Origin of the sequence: Streptomyces sp. NPDC052020 (assembly GCF_040680575.1) — a bacterium.
In the GTDB taxonomy this organism is placed as follows: Bacteria; Actinomycetota; Actinomycetes; order Streptomycetales; family Streptomycetaceae; genus Streptomyces.
The window spans coordinates 15127-36366 of record NZ_JBFAWY010000001.1 but is presented as its reverse complement, the minus strand read 5'-3'; the positions used below and the strand labels follow the sequence as shown (position 1 = coordinate 36366).

General features: G+C 74.1%; 20 protein-coding genes and 2 tRNA genes. 2 read left to right on the top strand and 20 right to left on the bottom strand.

The features are described 5' to 3' along the window. Positions 1-57 precede the first annotated feature (57 nt). Entirely contained in the window at positions 58-1050 is a 993-nt protein-coding gene (gene holA, locus AB0L74_RS00165; RefSeq protein ID WP_365643586.1) for a DNA polymerase III subunit delta, read from the bottom strand. A 103-nt stretch (positions 1051-1153) separates the two neighbouring features. Continuing rightward, positions 1154-1399 carry a hypothetical protein gene (locus AB0L74_RS00160; RefSeq protein WP_078648479.1) on the bottom strand — a complete coding sequence of 82 codons (246 nt, stop codon included), beginning with the start codon at positions 1397-1399 and terminating at the stop codon, positions 1154-1156. Between the two features lie 155 nt (positions 1400-1554). On the opposite strand from AB0L74_RS00160, the gene AB0L74_RS00155 reads away from it, so the two are divergent. Further along, positions 1555-2040, top strand: coding sequence for a hypothetical protein (locus AB0L74_RS00155; RefSeq protein ID WP_365643582.1), 486 nt, complete (start codon positions 1555-1557; stop codon positions 2038-2040). An 89-nt stretch (positions 2041-2129) separates the two neighbouring features. On the opposite strand, the gene AB0L74_RS00150 is transcribed toward AB0L74_RS00155, so the two are convergent. The 15 genes from AB0L74_RS00150 to AB0L74_RS00080 all read right to left on the bottom strand — a co-directional run bounded on the left by AB0L74_RS00150 (position 2130) and on the right by AB0L74_RS00080 (position 16701). Next, positions 2130-4682 carry a ComEC/Rec2 family competence protein gene (locus AB0L74_RS00150; protein WP_365644455.1) on the bottom strand — a complete coding sequence of 851 codons (2553 nt, stop codon included), beginning with the start codon at positions 4680-4682 and terminating at the stop codon, positions 2130-2132. A 95-nt stretch (positions 4683-4777) separates the two neighbouring features. Then, the gene (locus tag AB0L74_RS00145) at positions 4778-5803 is read right to left on the bottom strand and encodes a ComEA family DNA-binding protein (protein WP_365643579.1); all 1026 of its coding nucleotides are present in this window, start codon (positions 5801-5803) and stop codon (positions 4778-4780) included. A gap of 141 nt (positions 5804-5944) precedes the next feature. Next, entirely contained in the window at positions 5945-6790 is an 846-nt protein-coding gene (locus AB0L74_RS00140) for a DegV family protein (RefSeq protein WP_365643576.1), read from the bottom strand. A gap of 72 nt (positions 6791-6862) precedes the next feature. After that, positions 6863-7630, bottom strand: coding sequence for a hypothetical protein (locus AB0L74_RS00135; RefSeq protein WP_365643573.1), 768 nt, complete (start codon positions 7628-7630; stop codon positions 6863-6865). Between the two features lie 301 nt (positions 7631-7931). Then, the gene (gene leuS / locus AB0L74_RS00130) at positions 7932-10814 is read right to left on the bottom strand and encodes a leucine--tRNA ligase (RefSeq protein ID WP_365643570.1); all 2883 of its coding nucleotides are present in this window, start codon (positions 10812-10814) and stop codon (positions 7932-7934) included. Between the two features lie 381 nt (positions 10815-11195). Further along, positions 11196-11268, bottom strand: a tRNA-Ala gene (locus tag AB0L74_RS00125). 179 nt (positions 11269-11447) lie between these two features. After that, positions 11448-11681 (bottom strand): hypothetical protein, encoded by a 234-nt coding sequence (locus AB0L74_RS00120; protein ID WP_003976229.1) that lies wholly within the window; start codon positions 11679-11681, stop codon positions 11448-11450. Between the two features lie 3 nt (positions 11682-11684). Next, a complete protein-coding gene (locus AB0L74_RS00115; RefSeq protein ID WP_365643567.1) occupies positions 11685-11858 on the bottom strand; it encodes a hypothetical protein in 174 nt (57 codons plus the stop codon). Between the two features lie 251 nt (positions 11859-12109). Further along, positions 12110-12182 (bottom strand) — tRNA-Ala (locus tag AB0L74_RS00110). Between the two features lie 96 nt (positions 12183-12278). Beyond that, a complete protein-coding gene (locus AB0L74_RS00105) occupies positions 12279-12956 on the bottom strand; it encodes a histidine phosphatase family protein (RefSeq protein WP_365643564.1) in 678 nt (225 codons plus the stop codon). Next, entirely contained in the window at positions 12947-13396 is a 450-nt protein-coding gene (gene rsfS, locus AB0L74_RS00100; RefSeq protein WP_365643561.1) for a ribosome silencing factor, read from the bottom strand. The genes AB0L74_RS00105 and rsfS overlap by 10 nt, the downstream gene beginning before the upstream one ends. 220 nt (positions 13397-13616) lie before the next feature. Next, positions 13617-15374 carry a LytR C-terminal domain-containing protein gene (locus tag AB0L74_RS00095; RefSeq protein WP_365643558.1) on the bottom strand — a complete coding sequence of 586 codons (1758 nt, stop codon included), beginning with the start codon at positions 15372-15374 and terminating at the stop codon, positions 13617-13619. Positions 15375-15390: 16 nt separating this feature from the next. Continuing rightward, positions 15391-16089 carry a nicotinate-nucleotide adenylyltransferase gene (gene nadD, locus AB0L74_RS00090; RefSeq protein ID WP_365643555.1) on the bottom strand — a complete coding sequence of 233 codons (699 nt, stop codon included), beginning with the start codon at positions 16087-16089 and terminating at the stop codon, positions 15391-15393. Positions 16090-16205: 116 nt separating this feature from the next. Continuing rightward, a complete protein-coding gene (locus tag AB0L74_RS00085; protein WP_365643552.1) occupies positions 16206-16370 on the bottom strand; it encodes a hypothetical protein in 165 nt (54 codons plus the stop codon). 166 nt (positions 16371-16536) lie between these two features. Further along, positions 16537-16701, bottom strand: coding sequence for a hypothetical protein (locus AB0L74_RS00080; RefSeq protein WP_365643549.1), 165 nt, complete (start codon positions 16699-16701; stop codon positions 16537-16539). Between the two features lie 125 nt (positions 16702-16826). Between AB0L74_RS00080 and AB0L74_RS00075 the strand changes: the two genes are divergently transcribed. After that, positions 16827-17975, top strand: a complete 1149-nt coding sequence (locus AB0L74_RS00075) for a M48 family metallopeptidase (protein ID WP_365644452.1) — start codon at positions 16827-16829, stop codon at positions 17973-17975. Between the two features lie 61 nt (positions 17976-18036). Here AB0L74_RS00075 and AB0L74_RS00070 read toward each other — a convergent pair whose 3' ends face one another. The 3 genes from AB0L74_RS00070 to AB0L74_RS00060 all read right to left on the bottom strand — a co-directional run bounded on the left by AB0L74_RS00070 (position 18037) and on the right by AB0L74_RS00060 (position 21188). After that, the gene (locus tag AB0L74_RS00070) at positions 18037-19110 is read right to left on the bottom strand and encodes a hypothetical protein (RefSeq protein ID WP_365643546.1); all 1074 of its coding nucleotides are present in this window, start codon (positions 19108-19110) and stop codon (positions 18037-18039) included. Between the two features lie 99 nt (positions 19111-19209). Next, on the bottom strand, positions 19210-19821 hold the full coding sequence (locus tag AB0L74_RS00065; protein WP_365643544.1) for a hypothetical protein: 612 nt from the start codon (positions 19819-19821) through the stop codon (positions 19210-19212). Between the two features lie 80 nt (positions 19822-19901). Next, positions 19902-21188, bottom strand: a complete 1287-nt coding sequence (locus AB0L74_RS00060) for a glutamate-5-semialdehyde dehydrogenase (protein WP_365643541.1) — start codon at positions 21186-21188, stop codon at positions 19902-19904. Positions 21189-21240 lie beyond the last annotated feature (52 nt).

The window sequence follows — 21240 nt, the reverse complement described above, 5'->3', positions numbered from 1 at the left end:
CCAAGCTCCGCGTTGACGCCACCAGTCTCCTCCGCCCGACAGCCGGGGCGGAGCGGATCACTGCCCCCTGCCCCGGGACCGCGCGGCCCGCGCGATGGTCACGACCGCCTTCTCCAGGGCGTACTCGGGGTCGTCCCCGCCGCCCTTCACCCCGGCGTCGGCCTCGGCCACCGCCCGCAGCGCCACGGCCACCCCGTCCGGCGTCCAGCCGCGCATCTGCTGCCGCACCCGGTCGATCTTCCACGGGGGCATCCCGAGCTCACGGGCCAGATCGGCCGGCCGCCCGCCGCGCGCCGACGACAGCTTGCCGATCGCCCGCACCCCCTGGGCCAGCGCGCTGGTGATCATCACCGGCGCCACCCCGGTCGCCAGCGACCAGCGCAACGCCTCCAGCGCCTCCGCCGCCCGCCCCTCGACCGCCCGGTCGGCGACGGTGAAGCTGGACGCCTCGGCCCGCCCGGTGTAGTACCGCCCGACGACCGCCTCGTCGATCGTGCCCTCCACGTCCGCGGCGAGCTGCGCGACCGCCGAGGCCAGCTCCCGCAGATCGCTGCCGATCGCGTCGACGAGCGCCTGGCACGCCTCCGGTGTGGCCGACCGCCCGGCGGCGCGGAACTCCCCCCGTACGAACGCCAGCCGGTCCGCCGGCTTGGTCATCTTCGGGCACGCCACCTCCCGCGCCCCCGCCTTGCGCGCGGCGTCCAGCAGCCCCTTGCCCTTGGCGCCGCCCGCGTGCAGCAGCACGAGGGTGATCTCCTCGGCGGGCGAGGCGAGGTACGCCTTCACGTCCTTGACCGTGTCGGCCGACAGGTCCTGCGCGTTGCGTACGACGACGACCTTGCGCTCGGCGAAGAGCGACGGGCTGGTCAGCTCGGCGAGCGTGCCGGGCTGCACCTGCTCCGGGGTCAGGTCTCGTACGTCCGTGTCGGCGTCGGCGGCCTTGGCGGCGGCCACCACCTCCTGCACGGCACGGTCGAGCAGGAGGTCCTCCTGGCCCACGGCGAGGGTCACCGGGGCGAGAGGGTTGTCGTCAGCAGTCTTCCTGGCCATCGCGTCCAGCATCCCACGCGCCACTGACAACCCGGTCCGAGCACGGGCCCCGGCGGGGGACACCCGGCTCACCGGAACCGGGACCGCCGGCCGATTGGCCAGGCTACGGTTCCTCCCGCCAGCCGTCCCACTCCTCCGCGAACGCGTCCAGCTCGGCCGCGTCCAGCCGCTCGTCCTCGTCCCGCAGGAGGACGAGCCACTGGGCGTCCTCGGCATCGTCCTCACCCGCCAGCGCGTCCCGGACCAGCCGGGGCTCCTCCTCGACCCCGAACCGCTCCCCCAGCGCCTGAGCCACCTCCTCCGCGGCATCGCGATCGGGCAGCACCAGCACATGTCTCACATCACTCACGCACGCCATTGTCCGGCACGGCCCCGACGGCGAGCGGGGCCCCCGGCGACGGCGGACCGCGGGTCAGCCCCAGGCAGGACGGCCGAGTCGCGGCGTCGCGTACCGTCGGCCAAGCGCGGGCGCGGGTCCGCCGCCCTGTCGAGGTGAGGAGCGCCGTGACCACGATCGCCGTGACCGGACACATGGACCTGGTTGACAGCAGTGTCCCGCTGGTGAGGGAAGCACTGCGCGAGACGCTGAAGCCCTACGCCGCCGGTCTCACCGGCGTCTCCTGCGTCGCCGAGGGCGCCGACGCGCTCTTCGCCGAGGTGGTCCTGGAGCTCGGAGGCCGCCTGGTCGTCGTCCTCCCTTCCCGGGACTACCGGCAGGCCAAGGTGAAGCCGGGCCACGCCGGGACCTTCGACCAGCTCGTCGCGGCCGCCGCCGAAGTGATCGTGATGGACCACGAGACGGCGGGCCGCGCCGCGTACGAGGACGCCAACCGCGCCCTTGTGAGCCGGGCCGATCGGCTCGTCGCCGTGTGGGACGGAGCGCCGCCGAGCGGCAAGGGCGGCGGCACGGCCGACACCGTGCTCGCGGCACGGGAGACGGGCCTGCCCGTGGACGTCGTCTGGCCCGAGGGCGCGGCGCGGCGCGGCTGACGCGGGCCGGTCCGGGGCGGGTGCGGTGGACGCGTACGCCGCTGCCGGGGCGGGCGGCACGGGCCCGCCCCGGCCAGGGGCGCCCGGCCTCAGTCGTGCGCCACCCGTAGCCTCCCCTCCGAGCCCGTGACCGCCAAGGCGCCGTCCCGGTCCGTGCGCAGCACCATCGCGCCCCCGGCCCGCAGGGCGGCGACCGTGCCGGGCGCGGGGTGCCCGTACGGGTTGCCCTCGCCGCAGGAGATCAGCGCCAGCCGCGGAGAGAGCCGGTGCAAGAGGTCCGGGTCCTGGTACGCCGAGCCGTGGTGGGCCACCTTGAGCACGTCCACGTCCTCCAGTGCCGCTGCCGCCGGTGATCCGGCCAGCGCCCGCTGGGACGGGGGCTCCAGGTCGCCGAGCAGCAGCAGCCGCAGACCGGCCGTCCGGACCAGCAGGGTCACGCTGGCGTCGTTCGGCCCCTCCGGTTCCGGGCCCGCGGGACCCGCGTGGGTGCCCGCGCCGGGCCGGGCGGGCGCGCGAGGCCACACCACCTCCCAGGACAGCGCACCGGCCCACCGCCGTTCCCCGGCGACGGCGTGCCGCACGGGGATCCGCCGTGCCGCGGCCTGGCGCCGGACGAACTCCGCCTGGCCCGGGGGCTCTTCGAAACCGGTCGTCTCGATGGCGCCGACCGCCCGTCCCCGCAGCACGCCGGGCAGGCCCGCCACGTGGTCGGCGTGGAAGTGGGTCAGCACCACCAGCGGGATCCGGGTGATGCCGAGCGCGCGCAGGCAGCGGTCGACGAGCGTGGGATCGGGTCCGGCGTCGACGACGACACCCGTGCCCTCGCCCGCCGCGAGCACCAGCGCGTCCCCTTGCCCCACGTCGCACATGACCATCCGCCAGCCCGGCGGCGGCCAGCCGGTGATCACGCGGGTGAGCGGCGGCGGCTGCACCACCACGAGCAGGAGCAGTACGCCGCAGACCGCGCACCACCAGGGGTGCCGCGACAGGTGCCGTCCGGCGAGCAGCACGGCCGCCGTGACCAGCGCGAGCAGCGCCGCCCCGGTCCAGCTGCCCGGCCAGTCGATCCCCGCTCCCGGCAGCGCCGCCCCGGTGCGGGCCACCTCCGCGATCCACTCCGCGGGCCAACTCGCCCACCAGGCCAGCGCCTTGGCCACGGGCATGGTCAGCGGTGCCGTCCCCAGCGCCGCGAAGCCCAGCACCGTGGCCGGGGCGAGGGCGAACTCGGCGAGCAGGTTGCACGGCACCGCCACCAGGCTCACCCGCGCCGAGAGCACGGCGACGACCGGCGCGCACACCGCCTGGGCGGCCGCGGCGGCGGCCAGCGCCTCCGCCGCCCGCGGCGGAACCCGGCGCCGCCGCAGCGCCACGCTCCACCGCGGCGCGATCGTGAGCAGGGCCCCGGTGGCCAGCACCGAGAGCAGGAAGCCGTAACTGCGCGACAGCCACGGGTCGTACAGCACCAGCAGCAGCACCGCCGCCGCCAGCGCCGGGATCAGCGACCGGCGGCGTCCGGTGGCCAGGGCGAGCAGCGCGACGGAGCCGCAGGCCGCGGCCCGCAGCACACTCGGATCGGGTCTGCACACGACCACGAAGCCGAGGGCGAGGGCGCCGCCCAGCACGGCCGTGGCCCGCAGGGAGATGCCGAGGCGGGGCGCCAGTCCCCGGCGCTCACTGCGCTGGGCCAGGGCGGGCGGTCCGAGCAGCAGGGCGAGCAGGATGGTGAAGTTGGAACCGGAAACGGCAAGAACGTGGGCGAGGTCGGTCTCCTTGAACGCCTGGTCCAGCTCGGGGGTGATCCGTGAGGTGTCCCCGACGACCAGGCCCGGCAGCAGCGCCCGCGCGTCCGCCGGCAGGCCGTCGGTCGCCTCGCGCAGTCCGGCGCGCAGCCGTCCCGCCAGGCGCTGCGGTCCCGACGGCTCCCCCACCACGGCCGGGGCCGCCCGGTTTCGTACCCGCAGCACGGCCGCCACCCGGTCCCCGTCCGCCGTCGCGGGCGCCAGCCGCCCGGTGACCCGAAGCCGGGTGGAGGGGAGCAGCCCGAGCCACGGCGAACGGCCGGCGCCCCGCGCGGCCTCCGGGTCGGTCGTCCCCGAACCGGCGCGGACGATCAGCAGCACCGGCGTCCGTGTCGCGACCGCCGACGCGCCGGCGCCCACCCGCCGTACGTCGGCGTCGACCAGCACCGCGTCCGGGGCCAGGCGGTCGCCCCTGACCCGGGGCCGGGCGAGGCGCGGGTCCGAGGTGGTCTCCACCTCGGCGGTCACGGTCGCGTACTGCCGTGCGAGGGCCGGTACGGGCCCCCGGCGCAGGTCCGTCCCGTGGAACCCGGCCGAGGCCGCGGCCGCGGCGGCACACAGCAGTACGGCGGCGGCCGGCATCCGTGACCAGGCCCCCAACCGGCGGCCCCGCGACAGTACCCCGGCCGGGGCCGTCAGTAGGACGCCGGCCGGGGCCGTCAGCAGGACGCCGGCCACGGCCAGGCAGCCGATCGCGGCACCGGCCGCCCACCCCGGCGAGGCGTCCACCGTCAGCGCCGCCGTCGCCCAGGCCGCGAGCGCGGGCGGCACCAGCCGCAGGTCCACCGGTCCTTCCTCCCGCGGGCGGGCCGCTCCCAGCCGCTTCCCGGAGGCCGCGTGCACGGCCGCTCGGGCGGGCGGTGTCCGAGCGGTGTGCGCCGTGGGCGGATCGGCGGGGTCCGGAGCGGCCGGGTGCTGCGGCGGTGCGGGGCGGGGCCTCATGGCCGGACCAGATTCCGCAGGTCGGCGAAGCGCCGCTCGCCGATGCCGTTCACGTCGCGCAGTTCCTCCACCGAGCGGAATCCGCCGATTCGTGTGCGGTGGTCGACGATGTGCCGGGCCAGTACGGGCCCGACGCCCGGCAGTGTCTCGAGCTGTTCGGCGGTCGCCGTGTTGAGGGACAGGGGTGCCGCGGGGGCCCCGGTGGCGGCCCCCGCGGCCGCGCCCGGCACCGGGGCGGGGGCGGGCGCGCCGACGACGACCTGTTCGCCGTCCACCAGGAAGCGGGCCCGGTTCAGCCCGCCGGTGTCGGTACCGGGCCGCACACCGCCGGCCGCGCGCAGGGCGTCCGCCACCCTCGACCCGGCCGGCAGACGGTGGATCCCGGGCTCGCGGACCTTGCCGGTGACGTCCACGACGATCTCGGCGCCGGCCGTGCTCCCCGGCGCCCCGCTCCCCGGTGCCGCCGGGTGCGACGCGGTCCGCCGTCCCTGCTCGCCGTGCGGCGCCGCCCGCACCGCCTCGGGGGCCCGCACGGGCTGGGTACGGCCGCTCCAGAAGTGCTGCACGGCGAAGGCCAGGGCGACGACGAGCACCACCGTGAGCGCGATCACGCTCCGCCGTTCCAGTCCGCACCTGACCTGGAGCCACACCGGCAGGCGTTCCCGCAGTGCCGGCCCGGCCCGCTCCCGCCAGCCGCCCCCGGCCGTCGCGGCGTCCGCCCCCGCTCGGTCCGGAGGTTCCCCGGGATCGCGCGCGCTCGGCGCCTGGCGGCCGTCCCCGGCAGGGTCCGCCGCGGCGGGCCCGCCGGGCGGCAGTCCCCTCACCGGCTCCGGTGCCTCACCGGCGGGTCCGGCGAAGAGCATCTCCGCGCGCCGGCGGAGCTCCTCGGCCGGGGTGTGGCGGTGCCCGCCGCGGCCGTGGGCGTGGAGCCGGCGGCGGTGGCGGGTGCGGCCGTCGGACATCGGACCGCGGCCCGGCCCGCTGGTCACCGCCGCCGTGCGTGAACGTGATCGAAGAGCCATGCGACGAGGATCGGGCACCCCGCCGCACCCGCGATGATCTTGGTGGGTTTCCGGGGACAACGGCCCGGTTGTGGATATCCCGGCCACTCACACGAGTGAAGGGCGGGTGAGGGGGGCACAGGCCCCCGGTGGCTCATCGCCTCAGCGGGGCGAGACCACGACTCCCAGCAGCCCCGGCCCGGTGTGCGCCCCGATCACCGCGCCGACCTCGCTCACATGCAGGTCGGCCAGCCCGGGCACCCGTGCCCGCAGCCGGTCGGCGAGGGCCGACGCCCGGTCGGGTGCGGCGAGGTGGTGGACGGCGATGTCGACCTCGGCCGCGCCGGCGCGGTCGGCGACGATCTCCTCCAGGCGGGCGATCGCCCGGGACGCCGTCCGCACCTTCTCCAGGGGCTCGATCCGCCCCTCGCCCAGCCGCAGCAGCGGCTTGACCGCGAGCGCCGAGCCGAGCAGCGCCTGCGCGGCCCCGATCCGGCCGCCGCGCCGCAGGTAGTCGAGGGTGTCGACGTAGAAGTAGGCGGATGTGCCCGCGGCGCGCTTCTCCGCGGCCGTGACCGCTTCGTCCGCCGTGGCGCCCGCCTCCGCCGCCTCGGCCGCGGTGAGCGCGCAGAACCCGAGCGCCATCGCGACCATCCCGGTGTCCACGACCCGCACGGGCACCGGCGCCTCCCGGGCCGCGGCCACCGCCGCGTCGTACGTCCCCGACAGTTCGGCGGACAGATGGAGGGAGACGATGCCGTCGGCGCCGGAGGCGGCGACCTTGCGGTAGGTCTCGGCGAAGAGTTCGGGGCTCGGCCGGGAGGTGGTGACCGGGCGTCGCCTCTGCAAGGCCTGGGCCAGGGAGCGGGTGGAGATCTCGGTGCCTTCCTCCAGGGCCCGGTCGCCGAGGACCACGGTCAGCGGGACCGTGGTGATGCCGTGGCGCTCCACCGTCCGGGCCGGCAGGTAGGCCGTTGAATCGGTGACGATCGCGACATGGCGGGACATGTGCTGGAGGTTACCTGGCGTGGTGCCCGCGCGGCAGCCCGGCCCCGGCCGGCCGGGGCGGACGCGACCGGATCAAGTGGTGCTCTCCGGGCGGGTCTTCCGCTGCCAGGGGTGGGCGGGACGCGGGCCGGGCGGGGTGATGGCGGGCCGTTCCGGTTCCTCCGCCGCGCGCGGGTGCGCTTGTCCCCCGGCGTGTGGCCGCGGGTCCTGGGGCCGGTCCTGCCGCGCCGCCGTGGCGTCGGCGGCCGGGGCCTCGGGCCACGGAGGCGGCGGCGTCTGCGACCCGTCCGCGTCCGTGCCCGTCCAGTGCCGCAGGGCACCGGCCTCGACGTCGATCTGCGCGCTCAGCATGTCGAGGTCGTCGTCGGCGAACCGGCGGGCCCGGTCGCGGGCCGCCCAGCGCAGCGAGTCCGCGGAGCGGGTGACGCGCTCGGTGCGCTCCCGCACATCCGGCAGCCGCGCGGCGAGCGCGGCACGGTCCGGTTCGGACTCCAGGCGCCTGAGTTCGGCGTCGAGTTCGTGCCCGTGCGCGCTGAGCCGCTCGAACAGGGCCAGGGACTCCTTGAGGGACTCGTCCTCGGCCACGCCCGCGTGCAGGGCGTCCTGAGTGGCCCGCATCGAGGTGCGCAGGGCCAGCCGCAGCTGGGCGAGCTCCCCGGCCGGGCCGGGCTGGGCGAAGGACTTGGCGCGCAGCGTGTGGTCCTCGACCGTGCGGCGGGCCTGGGCGAGGGTGCGGTCCACGCCTCGCTTGGCGGCACCGACCGCCTTCACCGTGGCGTAGACGCCGAGGGCGACGAAGAGCACGAAGAGCAGGGCGACTACTGCGATCACTGCTTCCACGGTGCTCCTCCTCCTGCCGGGCGGCCCCACTGTCCCTGCGGCATACGGCGGTCCGGCCCGCCACGGCGGCCGCCGCGCCGCTCTTCAACGGTAAACGCAACGGGCAGGCCCGGAGTTCCGGAAGAACCCCGAACCTGCCCGTAGGGGACCGCCCCGAGCCCCCGAGCCACCGGCGCGGCAGACCCGCGGGACCGCCCCCGTCCGCGCGGCAGGCCCGCAAGGGCCGCCCCGACAGCCCCGCAAAGGGCCGCCCCCGACGGCCGGGCGAGATCCCGGCACACGTCGCCCGGGGGGCGTACGCCTACGCCGGGACGATGTTCACCAGCTTCGGCGCCCGCACGATCACCTTGCGGATCCCGGCCCCGTCCAGCGCGGCCACGACCTTCTCGTCGGCCAGGGCCACCTTCTCCAGCTCCTCCTCGGAGATGGACGGCGGCACCTCCAGCCGCGCCTTGACCTTGCCCTTGACCTGCACGACACAGGTCACGGTCTCGTCCACGACGTACGCCGGGTCGGCCACCGGGAAGTCCTGGTGGACCACCGACTCGGTGTGGCCCAGCTTGCGCCACAGCTCCTCGGCGATGTGCGGGGCCAGCGGCGCGACCATCAGCACCAGCGCCTCGGCCACGGGCCGCGGCACCGGGCCGCCCGCCTTGGTCAGGTGGTTGTTCAGCTCGGTGATCTTGGCGATGGCGGTGTTGAAGCGCAGGCCCTCCAGGTCCTGGCGCACGCCGTCGATCGCCTTGTGCAGGGCGCGCAGCGTCTCCTCGTCCGGCTCGGCGTCGGTGACCGTCACCTCGCCGGTGGTCTCGTCGACGATGTTGCGCCACAGCCGCTGGAGCAGCCGGAACTGGCCCACCACCGCGCGCGTGTCCCACGGCCGGGAGACGTCCAGCGGGCCCATCGCCATCTCGTACAGGCGCAGCGTGTCGGCCCCGTACTCGGCGCAGATCTCGTCGGGCGTGACCGCGTTGCGCAGGGACTTGCCCATCTTGCCCAGCAGCCGGGAGACCTTCTCGCCCTGGTAGTAGTAGGCGCCGTCGCGCTCCTCCACCTCGGCGGCAGGCACCGCGATGCCACGGGCGTCACGGTAGACGTACGCCTGGATCATGCCCTGGTTGAACAGCTTGTGGAACGGCTCGGCCGAGGAGATGTGCCCCAGGTCGTGCAGCACCTTGGACCAGAAGCGCGCGTACAGCAGGTGCAGCACGGCGTGCTCGGCACCGCCGACGTACAGGTCGACGCCGCCGTGCGGCTGCCCCTCGCGCGGGCCCATCCAGTACTGCTCGATGTCCGGGGCCACCAGCTTGTCGCTGTTGTGCGGGTCCAGGTAGCGCAGCTCGTACCAGCAGGAACCGGCCCAGTTGGGCATGGTGTTGGTCTCGCGCCGGTACTTCTTCGGCCCGTCGCCCAGGTCCAGGGTGACGTTGACCCAGTCCTCGTTGCGCGACAGCGGCGTCTCGGGCTGGGTGTCGGCGTCGTCGGGGTCGAAGGTGCGCGGGCTGTAGTCCTCGACCTCGGGCAGCTCCAGCGGCAGCATCGACTCCGGCAGCGCGTGGGCGATGCCCTCCTCGTCGTAGACGATCGGGAAGGGCTCGCCCCAGTAGCGCTGGCGGCTGAACAGCCAGTCGCGCAGGCGGTAGTTGACGGTGCCCTCGCCCAGCCCCTTGTCCCGGAGCCACTCGGTGATGCGCGCCTTGGCCTCGGCGACGCCCAGACCGTCCAGGGAGACGTCCGCGCCCGAGGAGTTCACGATCGTCGCGTCGTGCGCCGAGAAGGCGCCGTCCCACGTCGAGGTGTCGGTGGAGCGGCCGTCGGTCGGCTGCACCACGCAGCGGATGGGCAGCTCGAAGGCGCGCGCGAAGGCGAAGTCGCGGGCGTCGTGCGCCGGGACGGCCATGATCGCGCCGGTGCCGTAGCCCATCAGGACGTAGTCGGCGATGAAGACCGGGATCTTCTCGCCGTTGACCGGGTTGGTCGCGTACGCGCCCGTGAAGACACCGGTCTTGTCCTTGGCCTCGGCCTGCCGCTCGACGTCGGACTTGGCGGCGGCCTGCGCGCGGTAGGCGGCGACGGCCTCGGCCGGCGTGGCGTGCCCGCCGGTCCACACCTCGTGGGTGCCCTCCGGCCAGGCGGCCGGGGTGAACTTGTCCACCAGCGGGTGCTCGGGCGCCAGCACCATGTAGGTCGCGCCGAACAGGGTGTCCTGGCGGGTGGTGAAGACCGTGATGCGCTCCCCGTCGATGGGGAAGTCGATCCGGGCGCCCTCGGAACGGCCGATCCAGTTGCGCTGCTGGAGCTTGATGGCCTCGGGCCAGTCCAGCTCCTCCAGGTCCTCCAGCAGCCGGTCGGCGTAGGCGGTGATACGCATGTTCCACTGGCGCAGCTTGGCCTTGAAGACCGGGAAGTTGCCGCGCTCGGAGCGGCCTTCCGCGGTGACCTCCTCGTTGGCCAGCACGGTGCCCAGGCCCGGGCACCAGTTGACCGGCGCGTCGGAGGCGTACGCCAGCCGGAACCCGCTGAGGACGTCGGCCCGCTCCCCGGCGCTCAGCTCGCTCCACGCGCGCGTGTGGCCCGGTACGGCGCGCGCACCGGACTCGAACTGGGCGATCAGCTCGGAGATCGGGCGCGCCTTGCGCGCCTCCTCGTCGTACCAGGAGTTGAAGATCTGGAGGAAGATCCACTGGGTCCACTTGTAGTACTGCGGGTCGATCGTGGCGAACGACCGGCGCTTGTCGTGGCCCAGCCCCAGCCGGCGCAGCTGGGACTTCATGTTCTCCATGTTGGCCTCGGTGGACACGCGCGGGTGCGTGCCCGTCTGCACGGCGTACTGCTCGGCGGGCAGGCCGAAGGCGTCGAAGCCCAGGGTGTGCAGGACGTTGTGGCCGGTCATGCGCTGGAAGCGCGCGAAGACGTCGGTGGCGATGTAGCCCAGGGGGTGGCCGACGTGCAGGCCCGCACCGGAGGGGTACGGGAACATGTCCATGATGAATTTCTTGGGCTTGGCGGCCAGCTCCGGGTCGCCCGCCAGGTCGCCGCTGGGGTTGGGCGCCGCGTAGGTGCCCTCGGCGTCCCAGAAGTCCTGCCAGCGTGCCTCGATCTCCGCGGCCATGGCGGCCGTGTAGCGGTGCGGCGCGGCTTCCGCTGTCATGCCAGTGGTGGCAGCGGGGTTCGTCTCGCTCATGATCCTCAAAGCTCCATCGATCGTCTCTGCCCACGGCTGTCGAGAAACGAAAAATCCCCTCGCACAGGAGGGGACGCCGCGCCGATTCCGGCCACTCGACTCGTCCGGTGGCCGGGGCTGATCAGCGCGGCCCGCTAAGCAGAAGGCGTACGGCACGCATGGCGTCAGGGTACCGCAGCCTCCGCACGGACGGCGACGCCCTTCCCGGCAGCCCCCGTGCCGTCGGCCAGGCGCCGCAGGCGCACACCGACCGGGCGCCCCGCGCGCCACCACGGAGGGTTACGACAGGGCGACAGTCACCAGGGGGCGCCGCGCACTCGGCCGCCGACCCGGAAACGGGAGGATCCCGCCGGGTCTTCCGACCCGGCGGGATCCTTTCTGTGGAGCTAAGGAGAATTGAACTCCTGACCTCCTGCATGCCATGCAGGCGCTCTACCAACTGAGCTATAGCCCCTTGCCGTTTTTCTTCCGGTTTCCCCGGCGGCGACGCCAACATTACACGGTCCCCCCGGCCCAACACCAAATCGGCTCCGCCGTGTACCGATTCGCACCTTATGTCCGTCCATGAGCCTCTGCCGGAGCACAGGTGCCGCTCCGGACGAAACGGTGCGGCAGCGATGTGAAGCCGGAGGGTCAGGCCGTGACGAACGAGTAGAACCGCTTGAGCGTGCAGTGCTCTTCGAGGAGCCGCCCGTAGATCGGCTCACCCTCCAGTTCGCGGTACGTCTCGATCGGGTCGCCTTTTATGATCAGCGCCCGCGCGCACTCCTCGCACCAGTACTGGTAGTCCGGGTTGACCGGCTCCATGTCACGGACGATCGGCGTACCACTGCCGCACCAGTCGCACTTCCGCCTGTGGGCACCCATCGATCAGCTCCAGCTGTGGCCGCAGGCCGTGCACACGTACGAGATACCGCCGTTGTCCCCGAGGACTTGGGCCACGTGCGCGGAACCGCAGGAAGGGCAGCTGAGGCGGGTGACCGTGTTGTGCGTCACAGCGGTGTCGAGGAAGTGATCGACCTCCTCGAGGATGCTCGCAGGCATCGCTACTCCTCCCGTCGGGCCGCGCTCCCTTCCGGCCGTTTGATTCTGCCACGGCCAGGCCAATACGGTCAGCGACGCCTTGGATACCAGTGCGGTCACGACATCCCGGGCGGCGGTCGGGACGGGACGTCCGGGGCGGCGGCTGTGGCGGTGCGCGCCCGCGCGGCCGGCACCCCGAGCCGAGAGGCGCCTCGAAGCGGGGGAACGAAGAATCCCGCCCCCCGGAGGGGACGGGATTCGTCCGTGTGCTGTGGAGCTAAGGAGAATTGAACTCCTGACCTCCTGCATGCCATGCAGGCGCTCTACCAACTGAGCTATAGCCCCTGGTGTTCTTCCCGCTCGGCGGGGCGAACAAGAAGAACTTTAGCCTGTGACCTGCCGGAAAGTGAAATCCGGGTCCCGGGAGCGGTCGCGCGCCGCTCAGTCGTCGTCGCCCAGCACCGGCTCGGGGAGGGTGCCGGCGTTGTGCTCGAGGAGCCGCCAGCCGCGGGCGCCCTCGCCCAGCACCGACCAGCAGCAGTTGGTCAGGCCGCCGAGGCTCTCCCAGTTGCGCGGTTCCAGGCCGATGAGGCGGCCGATGGTCGTGCGGATCGTGCCGCCGTGGCTGACCACGACGAGCGTGCCGTCCTCGGGGAGCTTCTCGATGTGCCGGAGGACGACGGGGGCGGCGCGGTCGGCGACCTCGGTCTCCAGCTCGCCGCCGCCGCGGCGCACCGGCTCGCCGCGCTTCCACGCGGCGTACTCCTCACCGTGCCGGGCGATGATCTCCTCGTGCGTCAGGCCCTGCCAGACGCCCGCGTAGGTCTCGCGCAGGCCCTCGTCGAGGGTCACGTCGAGGCCGGTGAGGGCGGCCAGCTCGCGGGCGGTGTCCGCGGCCCGCCGCAGGTCCGAGGCGACGATCGCGTCGGGCCTGAGGCCGGCGAGCAGCCGGGCGGCGCGGCGGGCCTGGGCGACGCCGGTCTCGGTGAGCTCGATGTCCGTGGTGCCCTGGAAGCGGCGCTCCACGTTCCAGGCGGTCTGGCCGTGCCGCCACAGGATGACGCGGCGGCCCCTGCCCTGCTGCCCGGCGGGCTCGGCGCCGGCGCCGCTCACCGCCACTCTCCGCCCGCCTCCGCGGCCTCCTCGGCGGCGGCCTGCGCCCGCGCGTGCTCCTCGGCCTTGCCGCGGGTGGCCCGGGCGTCGTCCGGCAGCTCGATCTCGGGGCAGTCCTTCCAGAGCCGCTCCAGCGCGTAGAAGACGCGCTCCTCGCTGTGCTGGACGTGGACGACGATGTCGACGTAGTCCAGCAGGACCCAGCGGGCCTCGCGGTCGCCCTCGCGGCGCACGGGCTTGGCGCCGAGCTCCTTGAGGAGCCGTTCCTCGATCTCGTCGACGATCGCCTTGACCTGGCGGTCGTTGGGCGCCGAGGCGAGGAGGAAGGCGTCCGTGATCGACAGCACGTCGCTGACGTCGTAGGCGATGACGTCGTGGGCGAGCTTGTCGGCTGCCGCCTGCGCGGCGGTGTTGATGAGCTCCAGGGAGCGGTCGGTTGCGGTCACTGCACGGCTTTCGGTCGGCGGTCGGTTTGCCTTCCAGGGTCTCACGGACCGCCGCCGGCGCCCGGGGCGCGAGGGGGCGGCCCCCGCGTGGGACGCGTCACGGGCGCGGGGCGCGAGGGGACGGCCCCCGTGCGGGGCGCGTCACGCGCGAGCGTGCGACGCGCCCCGCACGGGGACCGGTGGTGCTCCGGAACCTCGGCGGCGCCCGGCCCCGCGGGCGCTACGACGACGGGTCGTAGTCCTCGCCGAGGACCACCGCGACGTCCGCGTTCGAGGAGACCTTGCCCTGGGTGACGGCCCCGGCCGGCAGGCCCAGGGTCTTGGCGACCTCGGTGGCGTTCTCCTTGTCCGCGGCGTCCGCGTAGCGGACCTGGGACGCCGTCCGTGAGGAGGCGGTGCCGCCCTCCAGGAAGGTGAAGCCGCCGTTGAGGAGGGCGATCCGGGCCTTGTCGGCGTCGTCCCGCGTGCCGCCCGCGTTCTGCACCAGGACGCGCACGGCGGAGTCCTGGTCGGGGCTCTTGGCGGTGCCGCCCAGGATGTCCTTGACGACGCTGTCGCCCGCCTCGGCGCCGAGCGTGCCGTCGTCCTGGACGGGCAGCAGCGCCGTCTTGTAGTCGCCGCCCTTGGCCAGGTCGGCCAGACCGGCGAGGAAGGTGCCGAGCTCCTTGTCGGTGAGCGGCGGGTCCAGGATCTGCGCCAGCGTCTGGATGGTGACGGTGGCGGCCTGCGGGTCGGAGGACAGCTTGCGCAGCACGCCCTGCATGACCTGGCCGAACCGCTCCAGCTGGGCGTTGGGGGACTCCTCGGGGGCGCGGTAGGTGGCGTAGGCGACCGCCATCTTCCCGCTGAGGGTCTGGTTCCGGCCCTTGTGGACCAGCGGCCCCTGGTCCTTCTTCCGGGAGTCCGGGTCGGGCACGTCGGCGTCGGTGTCGATGTCGATGTTGCCGACGAGGTCGACGAGGTTCTGCAGGTAGGGGGTGTCCAGCCGCCAGGTGCCCTGGATGGAGGTGCCGAGGACCGCGTCGAGCGCGTCCTGGGTGCCGTCGGCGCCGGCGTCCTCGACGGACTTGGCGAGCGTGGTGGTGGTGCCGTCGCCGCCGGTCAGCGTGAGGGAGTTGGGCAGCAGGACGGTGGTGCCCTGCCGGGTGGTGGCGTTGTCGACGAGCAGCGCCGTGGTGGTGCCGCCCTGCCTGGTGTCGTGCAGATGGACGACGATCACGTCGCGTTTCTGGGCGCCCGCCGCGGTCGTACCGGTCCCGGAGTCCGAGGACGACAGCCCGGGGAGCTTGCCGGCGTACCAGAGCCAGCCCACGCCGCCCACCGCGAGCAGGGCCAGGACGGCGGCGAGCGCGATCAGGCGCGCGCGTGCGCGGCGGCGGGCCTCCTCCCGGCGCTCGGTGCGGTTCTCGGTGAACTTCAGCCAGTCGATGACGTCCTCGGAGTCGCCGTCCGGCTCCTCGACGAAGGCGAACTGCTCGGTGCGGTAGTCCCCTTCGCTCCCGGTGGCGGGCTCCGGTTCGTCGGGCGGGCCGGCCTGCTGCGGGATGTAGGCGCTCTGCTCGGTGACGCGTGCCTGCGTCCCGCCGGCCGCGGGCTGCCCGTAGGGGTCGTACGGCTGCCCGCCCGCGGCGCCCTGGTGGGCGGCGGCGCCGTAGGGGTCGTACGGGTCGTAGGAGGAGCCGTACGAGGGCACGGGCGGTTGTGGGCCCGTGTCCTGGCCGGCGGCGTCGGGGGCGCCGTACGCCGGGGCGGACTGCCCGCCGCCCGGGGCGTACGGGTCGTAGGCGTGGCTCTGCTGCCCCTGCTGCCCCTGCTGGCCGTACCCGCTGTACGGGTCGTACGGGTCGTAGGGCTGCTGGTGCGTGTCCTGCCGCACCGGGGCCTGGCGGTACACGGGCTGGCCGTACTCGTCGTAACCGACGAACTCGTACGGGGCGGCCCCGTCCGCCCCGTGTCCCGCGTCGTATCGGTCGTTCACCGGTGCCCCTCTCGGCTCAGTCGCCGCGGTAGAGCTGGCGCTTGTCGATGTAGCGCACGACTCCGTCGGGCACCAGATACCAGACCGGGTCGCCCTTGGCGACTCTCGCACGGCAGTCCGTGGAGGAGATGGCGAGGGCGGGGACCTCGACGAGGGAGACGCCGCCCTTGGGGAGCCCGGCGTCGGTCAGATGGTGGCCGGGGCGGGTGACGCCGATGAAGTGCGCGAGGGAGAACAGCTCCTCGCTGTCGCGCCAGGTCAGGATCTGCGCCAGCGCGTCGGCGCCGGTGATGAAGAACAGGTCCGTGTCGGGGTTGAGGGCGCGCAGGTCGCGCAGGGTGTCCACGGTGTAGGTGGGGCCGCCGCGGTCGATGTCGATGCGGCTCACCGAGAACTGCGGGTTCTCGGCGGTCGCGATGACCGTCATCAGGTAGCGGTCCTCGGCGGCGGAGACCTTGCGGTGGCTCTTCTGCCACGGCTGGCCGGTGGGGACGAACACCACCTCGTCGAGGTGGAACTGCGCGGCGACCTCGCTGGCCGCCACCAGGTGCCCGTGGTGGATCGGGTCGAAAGTGCCGCCCATGACGCCGAGGCGGCGCTTGCCCGTGCGCCACGGGCCGTTGCCGGGGCCGGCGGCGCGGCCGGGCGCCGGGCGTTCCTGTGCGCCGCTCGCCGTGTCGTGCGCCGGACCGGTAGGCATGTCCTGCTCTCCCATGCGTGCAGACCCTACCGGCCCGGTCCGAGGGCTCCGGCCTCCCCCGGGCTCCCCGGCATCCCGGGGCCGGGTCCGGGTGGTCCGGGGCCGCCCTCAGGGGTGTCTCCGGCGTCTCCCTAGCGGTCGCGGTTGAAGCGCGTGGTGATCCACAGCAGGAGCATGAGGATGACGAAGGCGGCGCCGCCGGTGAGGTAGGGGCTGAGGCTCTCGTGGTTGCCGCCGTGCTCCTGGCCCTCGGCGGCGAGGGTGACCAGCTGGGCAGCGGTGCTGTGGAAGCTCATCTTCGGCAGGACCTATCAGGTGTGGGCGGGATAAAGACGTCGGCTCATCGTATGCGGGAGCCGTGCGGGCGATCACGCCGACTCCGCCGTTGGGGACGCCCGTCCGCCCCCGGGACGCCCGCGCACGCCCCGGCCGCCCCGGGGGCCGGGGAACCTTCCGGACGCCTCAGTCGTCCTTGCGCTTGTAGCCCCGCAGCAGGAACCACGCGGTCAGCACACAGCCCACCACCATCACGATCAGGATGACCCGGAGCAGATTTCCCGCTCCCTGCGGCTCGGCGGCCGTGCGCGCGGCCTCGGCGAGCCAGGCGGTGCGGGGGGTGTGCTCCATGACGCGGTCTCCTTCGCTGTGCTGCCCGTCCACGGTATCTCCGCCTAGGCTGGGCTCCGCCGCGGGGGTACAAAGGGCCGCACAAGGGTCCGTAAAGGACCTCACACACACGCATGGGGGAAGACATGTCCGACGGCCACCAGCACAGCGGGCAGGAGAAGGTGCCGGGCCGGCAGCGCAGGCGCTTCCCGGAGATCTCCTCGCGTGCGTACGAGCATCCGGCCGACCGCAGTGCCCTGGTGGCGCTGCGCAAGCTGAGCGGTTTCGACACGGTCTTCAAGGCGCTCAGCGGCCTGCTGCCGGAGCGGAGCCTGAGGCTGCTGTTCCTGTCCGACTCCGTGCGGGTCTCGGACCGGCAGTTCTCCCATCTGAACGACATGCTGCGGGACGCCTGCTACATCCTGGACCTGGAGAAGGTCCCGCCGATGTACGTCAACCAGGACCCGAACCCGAACGCGATGTGCGTCGGCCTGGACGAGCCGATCATCGTCGTCACCACCGGGCTGGTGGAGCTGCTCGACGAGGAGGAGATGCGGGCCGTCGTCGGCCACGAGGTCGGGCACGCGCTGTCCGGCCACGCGGTGTACCGGACCGTTCTGCTCTTCCTCACCAGCCTCGCGGTCCGGGTCGCCTGGATCCCGCTCGGCAACGTCGCGATCATGGCGATCGTGACCGCGCTGCGGGAGTGGTTCCGCAAGTCGGAGCTGTCCGCCGACCGCGCGGGTCTCCTGGCCGGCCAGGACCTCCAGGCATCCATGCGCGGCCTGATGAAGATCGCGGGCGGGAACCATCTGCACGAGATGAACGTCGACGCCTTCCTGGAGCAGGCCGACGAGTACGAGGCCGGCGGCGATCTGCGCGACTCCGTGCTGAAGATCCTCAACGTGCTGCCGCGGTCCCACCCGTTCACCACCGTGCGGGCCGCCGAGCTGAAGAAGTGGGCCGCCTCCCGCGACTACCAGCGGCTCATGGACGGCCATTACCCGCGGCGCGGCGAGGACGGGGACACCTCGGTCCGGGACTCCTTCCGGGAGTCGGCGTCCAGCTACGCCACGCAGGTGCGCGGCTCGAAGGACCCGCTGATGAAGCTGGTGAACGACCTCGCCGGCGGCGCGGGGGACCTCGGCGAGCGGGTGCGGCGCGGCTTCGGCGGCTTCACCGGCTCCCAGCCGCGCCCGCCGAAGTCCCCGGGCGGGCCGGGGGAGGCCGCGGGACCAAAGGCCCCGGGCGACGGCGGGACCCCGGGCGGCCGGCCGCCGCGCGAGGAGGACTGACCGCCGCGACGGGGAGTGACCACGAGGGGCGCGGCACCGCCCGCCGCAGCGCCCCTCGTGGTCACACCTTCGGCTGCGCGCCCGCCGCCAGCGTTCCGCACAGGGCCGTGGCGCCGCCCGTGACGTAGGGGTCGGTCCCGGCCGGGGCGCCGTCCCCGGCGGTCTGGCCGGCGAGCAGCGGGCGCAGATGGCTCGCGGAGTCCTCGGCGCACGACAGCGGCCCGGCCTGGAGGGTGGACAGGACGAGCTCGGCCTGGTGGAGGCGCAGGTCGTCCCGGTCGAAGCGGAAGTGCAGCTCGCGCCGGACGGTGAACAGGGACACCTCGGCCCGGTCGTCCCGCCCGGCGGACCGCAGCGCGTAGACGAAGGTGTGGTCGGCGGTGACCTCCAGGGTGGCGGAGTCGGTCTCGGCCACCCGCAGCGTGCCGTGCGCCCGGATCCCGGGGTCGGCGAGCTCGGCGCGGGCGGGGTCGAACCGCACCAGCCAGCCCGTGGGCGCGTGCCGGCCGTCGGCGGCGGGGCTCTTGAAGCTCGCGTCGAACTGTTCCTGCTGGTCGGGGTCGAGCAGGACCCGCACGGAGCGGACCGGCCCGCCGCCGAGCACCTCCGGGTCGAGCCCGGAGCGCACGATGTAGTCCTTCGCGGTGGTCAGGGCGCTGAGCACCTGGCCGTCGGAGAAGTGCGCGGTGCGCCGAGCGGCCGGCAGCGGGACGCCCTCGGCGCCCACGCGGAATCCCGCGGCGGGACTCCGCTCGAACAGGCGGGCGGTATCGGCGGTGCCGGGCACCCGGCCCTGCGGGGCGAGCGGGACGACGGTCATGCGCAGCGGCTCGGCGGGCTCCTGGGCGGCGGGCGTCTGGTACGGGTGGCGCAGGCCCATGAAGACGGCGGTGCCGAAGGCGATCGCGATCAGCACGACGAGGACGAGGGCCTGCCGGGGCAGCCCGGGCCGGCGCAGCGGCGGGCGGCGGCGCACGGCGGGCGTGTGGTCGGCCATGCGCTCCTGGGCGGAGTACTCCTGGAGGCGGGCAGCCCGGACGAAGGACTCGTCGAAGACGACGGACCGGTACTCGTCCTCGCCACCTCCGGGGATGCCCTCGGGTGTCCCCTCAGGCGGGTCTCCAGGCCCTCCCATACCTTCAGGGTAGGTCGGCGCGAGCCCCGGTAAACGCGCTGCCGTACGCCAAGTTCGGACACTCCCGCGGCCGGATCGCCGGCTGCCCCGGGGCGCCCCTCAGGGGCTGTGCGGGATCACCGGGACGGCCGTCGGGGGGTGCTCGGCGGAGGCCGGGGGGGTCGCCGCGTCGCCCTGCTCCGGGCTGGTCGAGGCGGGCGGCGGGGTCTGCTCGCGGTCGCCGCCCGAGGATCCGCCCCGGTAAACCGCCGTGAAGGCCAGCGCGACCATGCCGATGCCCATGACGAGGGCGAGCACCCAGGCGACGGGGCGGTGCCAGCGCAGCTGCTTGCCGTACGTCCTCGCGGGGCCGCGGGGGCCGTCGAGGGCGTCGCCGCCGCCGTCCGGGGCACCGAGGCCGGGCGCGTGGCCGAAGCCTCCGTACCCGTCGGATCCGTCGTCGTACCGCTCGCCTCCGGGGTGAGCGCGGCGGGCCTCCGTCTCGGCGGCCTCGGCTCTCGCCTGGGCGGCGGCCAGGAGACGTTCGACGGCGGTCGGCTCGTGCACCGCGGCCGCCCGTACGAACGCCTCGTCGAAGACCACGGAGGCGAACTCTTCGTCCCACGCTCCGCGGTCAGGGTCGCTGTCGGGCTCCCGGCCGTCCCAGCCGTCAGGGAACGGCGTGCCCCCCACGTCCTCCGGCACGGATCCAGAGTAGACCGGAGGGGTCAATTTGGGCAGACGGTATGGAAATTCGTCCGGAGGGCGAGACGGCACCCGCGTCCGGCGGGCGCCGCCGGGCCGTCCGCCGCTCAGCGCCGGGTGTGCCCGTCGCCGGTGACGATGTACTTGGTGCTGGTGAGCTCCGGCAGCCCCATCGGTCCGCGGGCGTGCAGCTTCTGCGTGGAGATGCCGATCTCGGCGCCGAAGCCGAACTGGCCGCCGTCGGTGAAGCGGGTGGAGGCGTTGACCGCGACCGTCGTGGAGTCGACCAGCTGGGTGAAGCGGCGGGCGGCCTGCTGGGAGGTGGTGACGATGGCCTCGGTGTGGCCGGAGGTCCACAGCCGGATGTGCTCGACGGCCTTGTCGAGGGAGTCGACGACCGCGGCGGCGATGTCGTACGACAGGTACTCCGTCTCCCAGTCCTCCGCGGTGGCCTCGACCACCGTCGCCCGGGAGTCCTTCGCGTACGCCATCACGCGCTCGTCGGCGTGCACGGTGACCCCGGCGTCGGCCAGGGCGTCCAGGGCGCGGGGCAGGAACTCGGGGGCGATGTCCTGGTGGACGAGGAGGGTCTCGGCGGCGTTGCAGACGCCGACCCGCTGGGCCTTGGAGTTGATCAGGATCTCGACGGCCATGTCGAGGTCGGCCCGCGCGTCGACGTACACGTGGCAGTTGCCGGTGCCGGTCTCGATGACGGGGACGACGGACTCCTGGACGACGGTGTTGATCAGCGAGGCGCCGCCGCGCGGGATGAGCACGTCGACCAGGCCGCGGGCGCGCATCAGCTCGCGCACGCTCTCGCGGCTCTCGCCGGGCACGAGCTGGACGGCGTCGGCGGGCAGCCCGGCGCCGCCGACCGCGTCCCGCAGGACCCGCACCAGCGCGGTGTTCGACCGGTACGCCGAGGAGGAGCCGCGCAGCAGAACGGCGTTGCCGGACTTCAGGCACAGGGCGGCGGCGTCGACGGTGACGTTGGGCCGCCCCTCGTAGATGATGCCGACGACGCCGAGCGGGACGCGGACCTGGCGCAGGTCGATGCCGTTGGGCAGGGTGGAGCCGCGCACCACCTCGCCGACCGGGTCGGGCAGCGCGGCCACGTCGCGCACGTCGGAGGCGATGGCGCGGACCCGCTCCGGGGTGAGGGTGAGCCGGTCGATCATGCCCTCGCTGGTGCCGTTCTCCCGGGCCCTGGCCACGTCCTGGGCGTTGGCCTCGACGATCTCGCTCGTGCGGACCTCCAGGGCGTCCGCGATGGCGAGCAGCGCGTCGTCCTTCACGGCCCGGGGCAGCGGCGCGAGGTCGGCGGCGGCGGCCTTGGCGCGGTAGGCGGCCTGGGTGACCGGGGTCATCGAGTCGTACGGCGAGAGCGTGGTCATGAGGGAAGCGTAGTGCGCGCGCCGGGTCCGGCCGGCGGCCGTCCCACAGCGC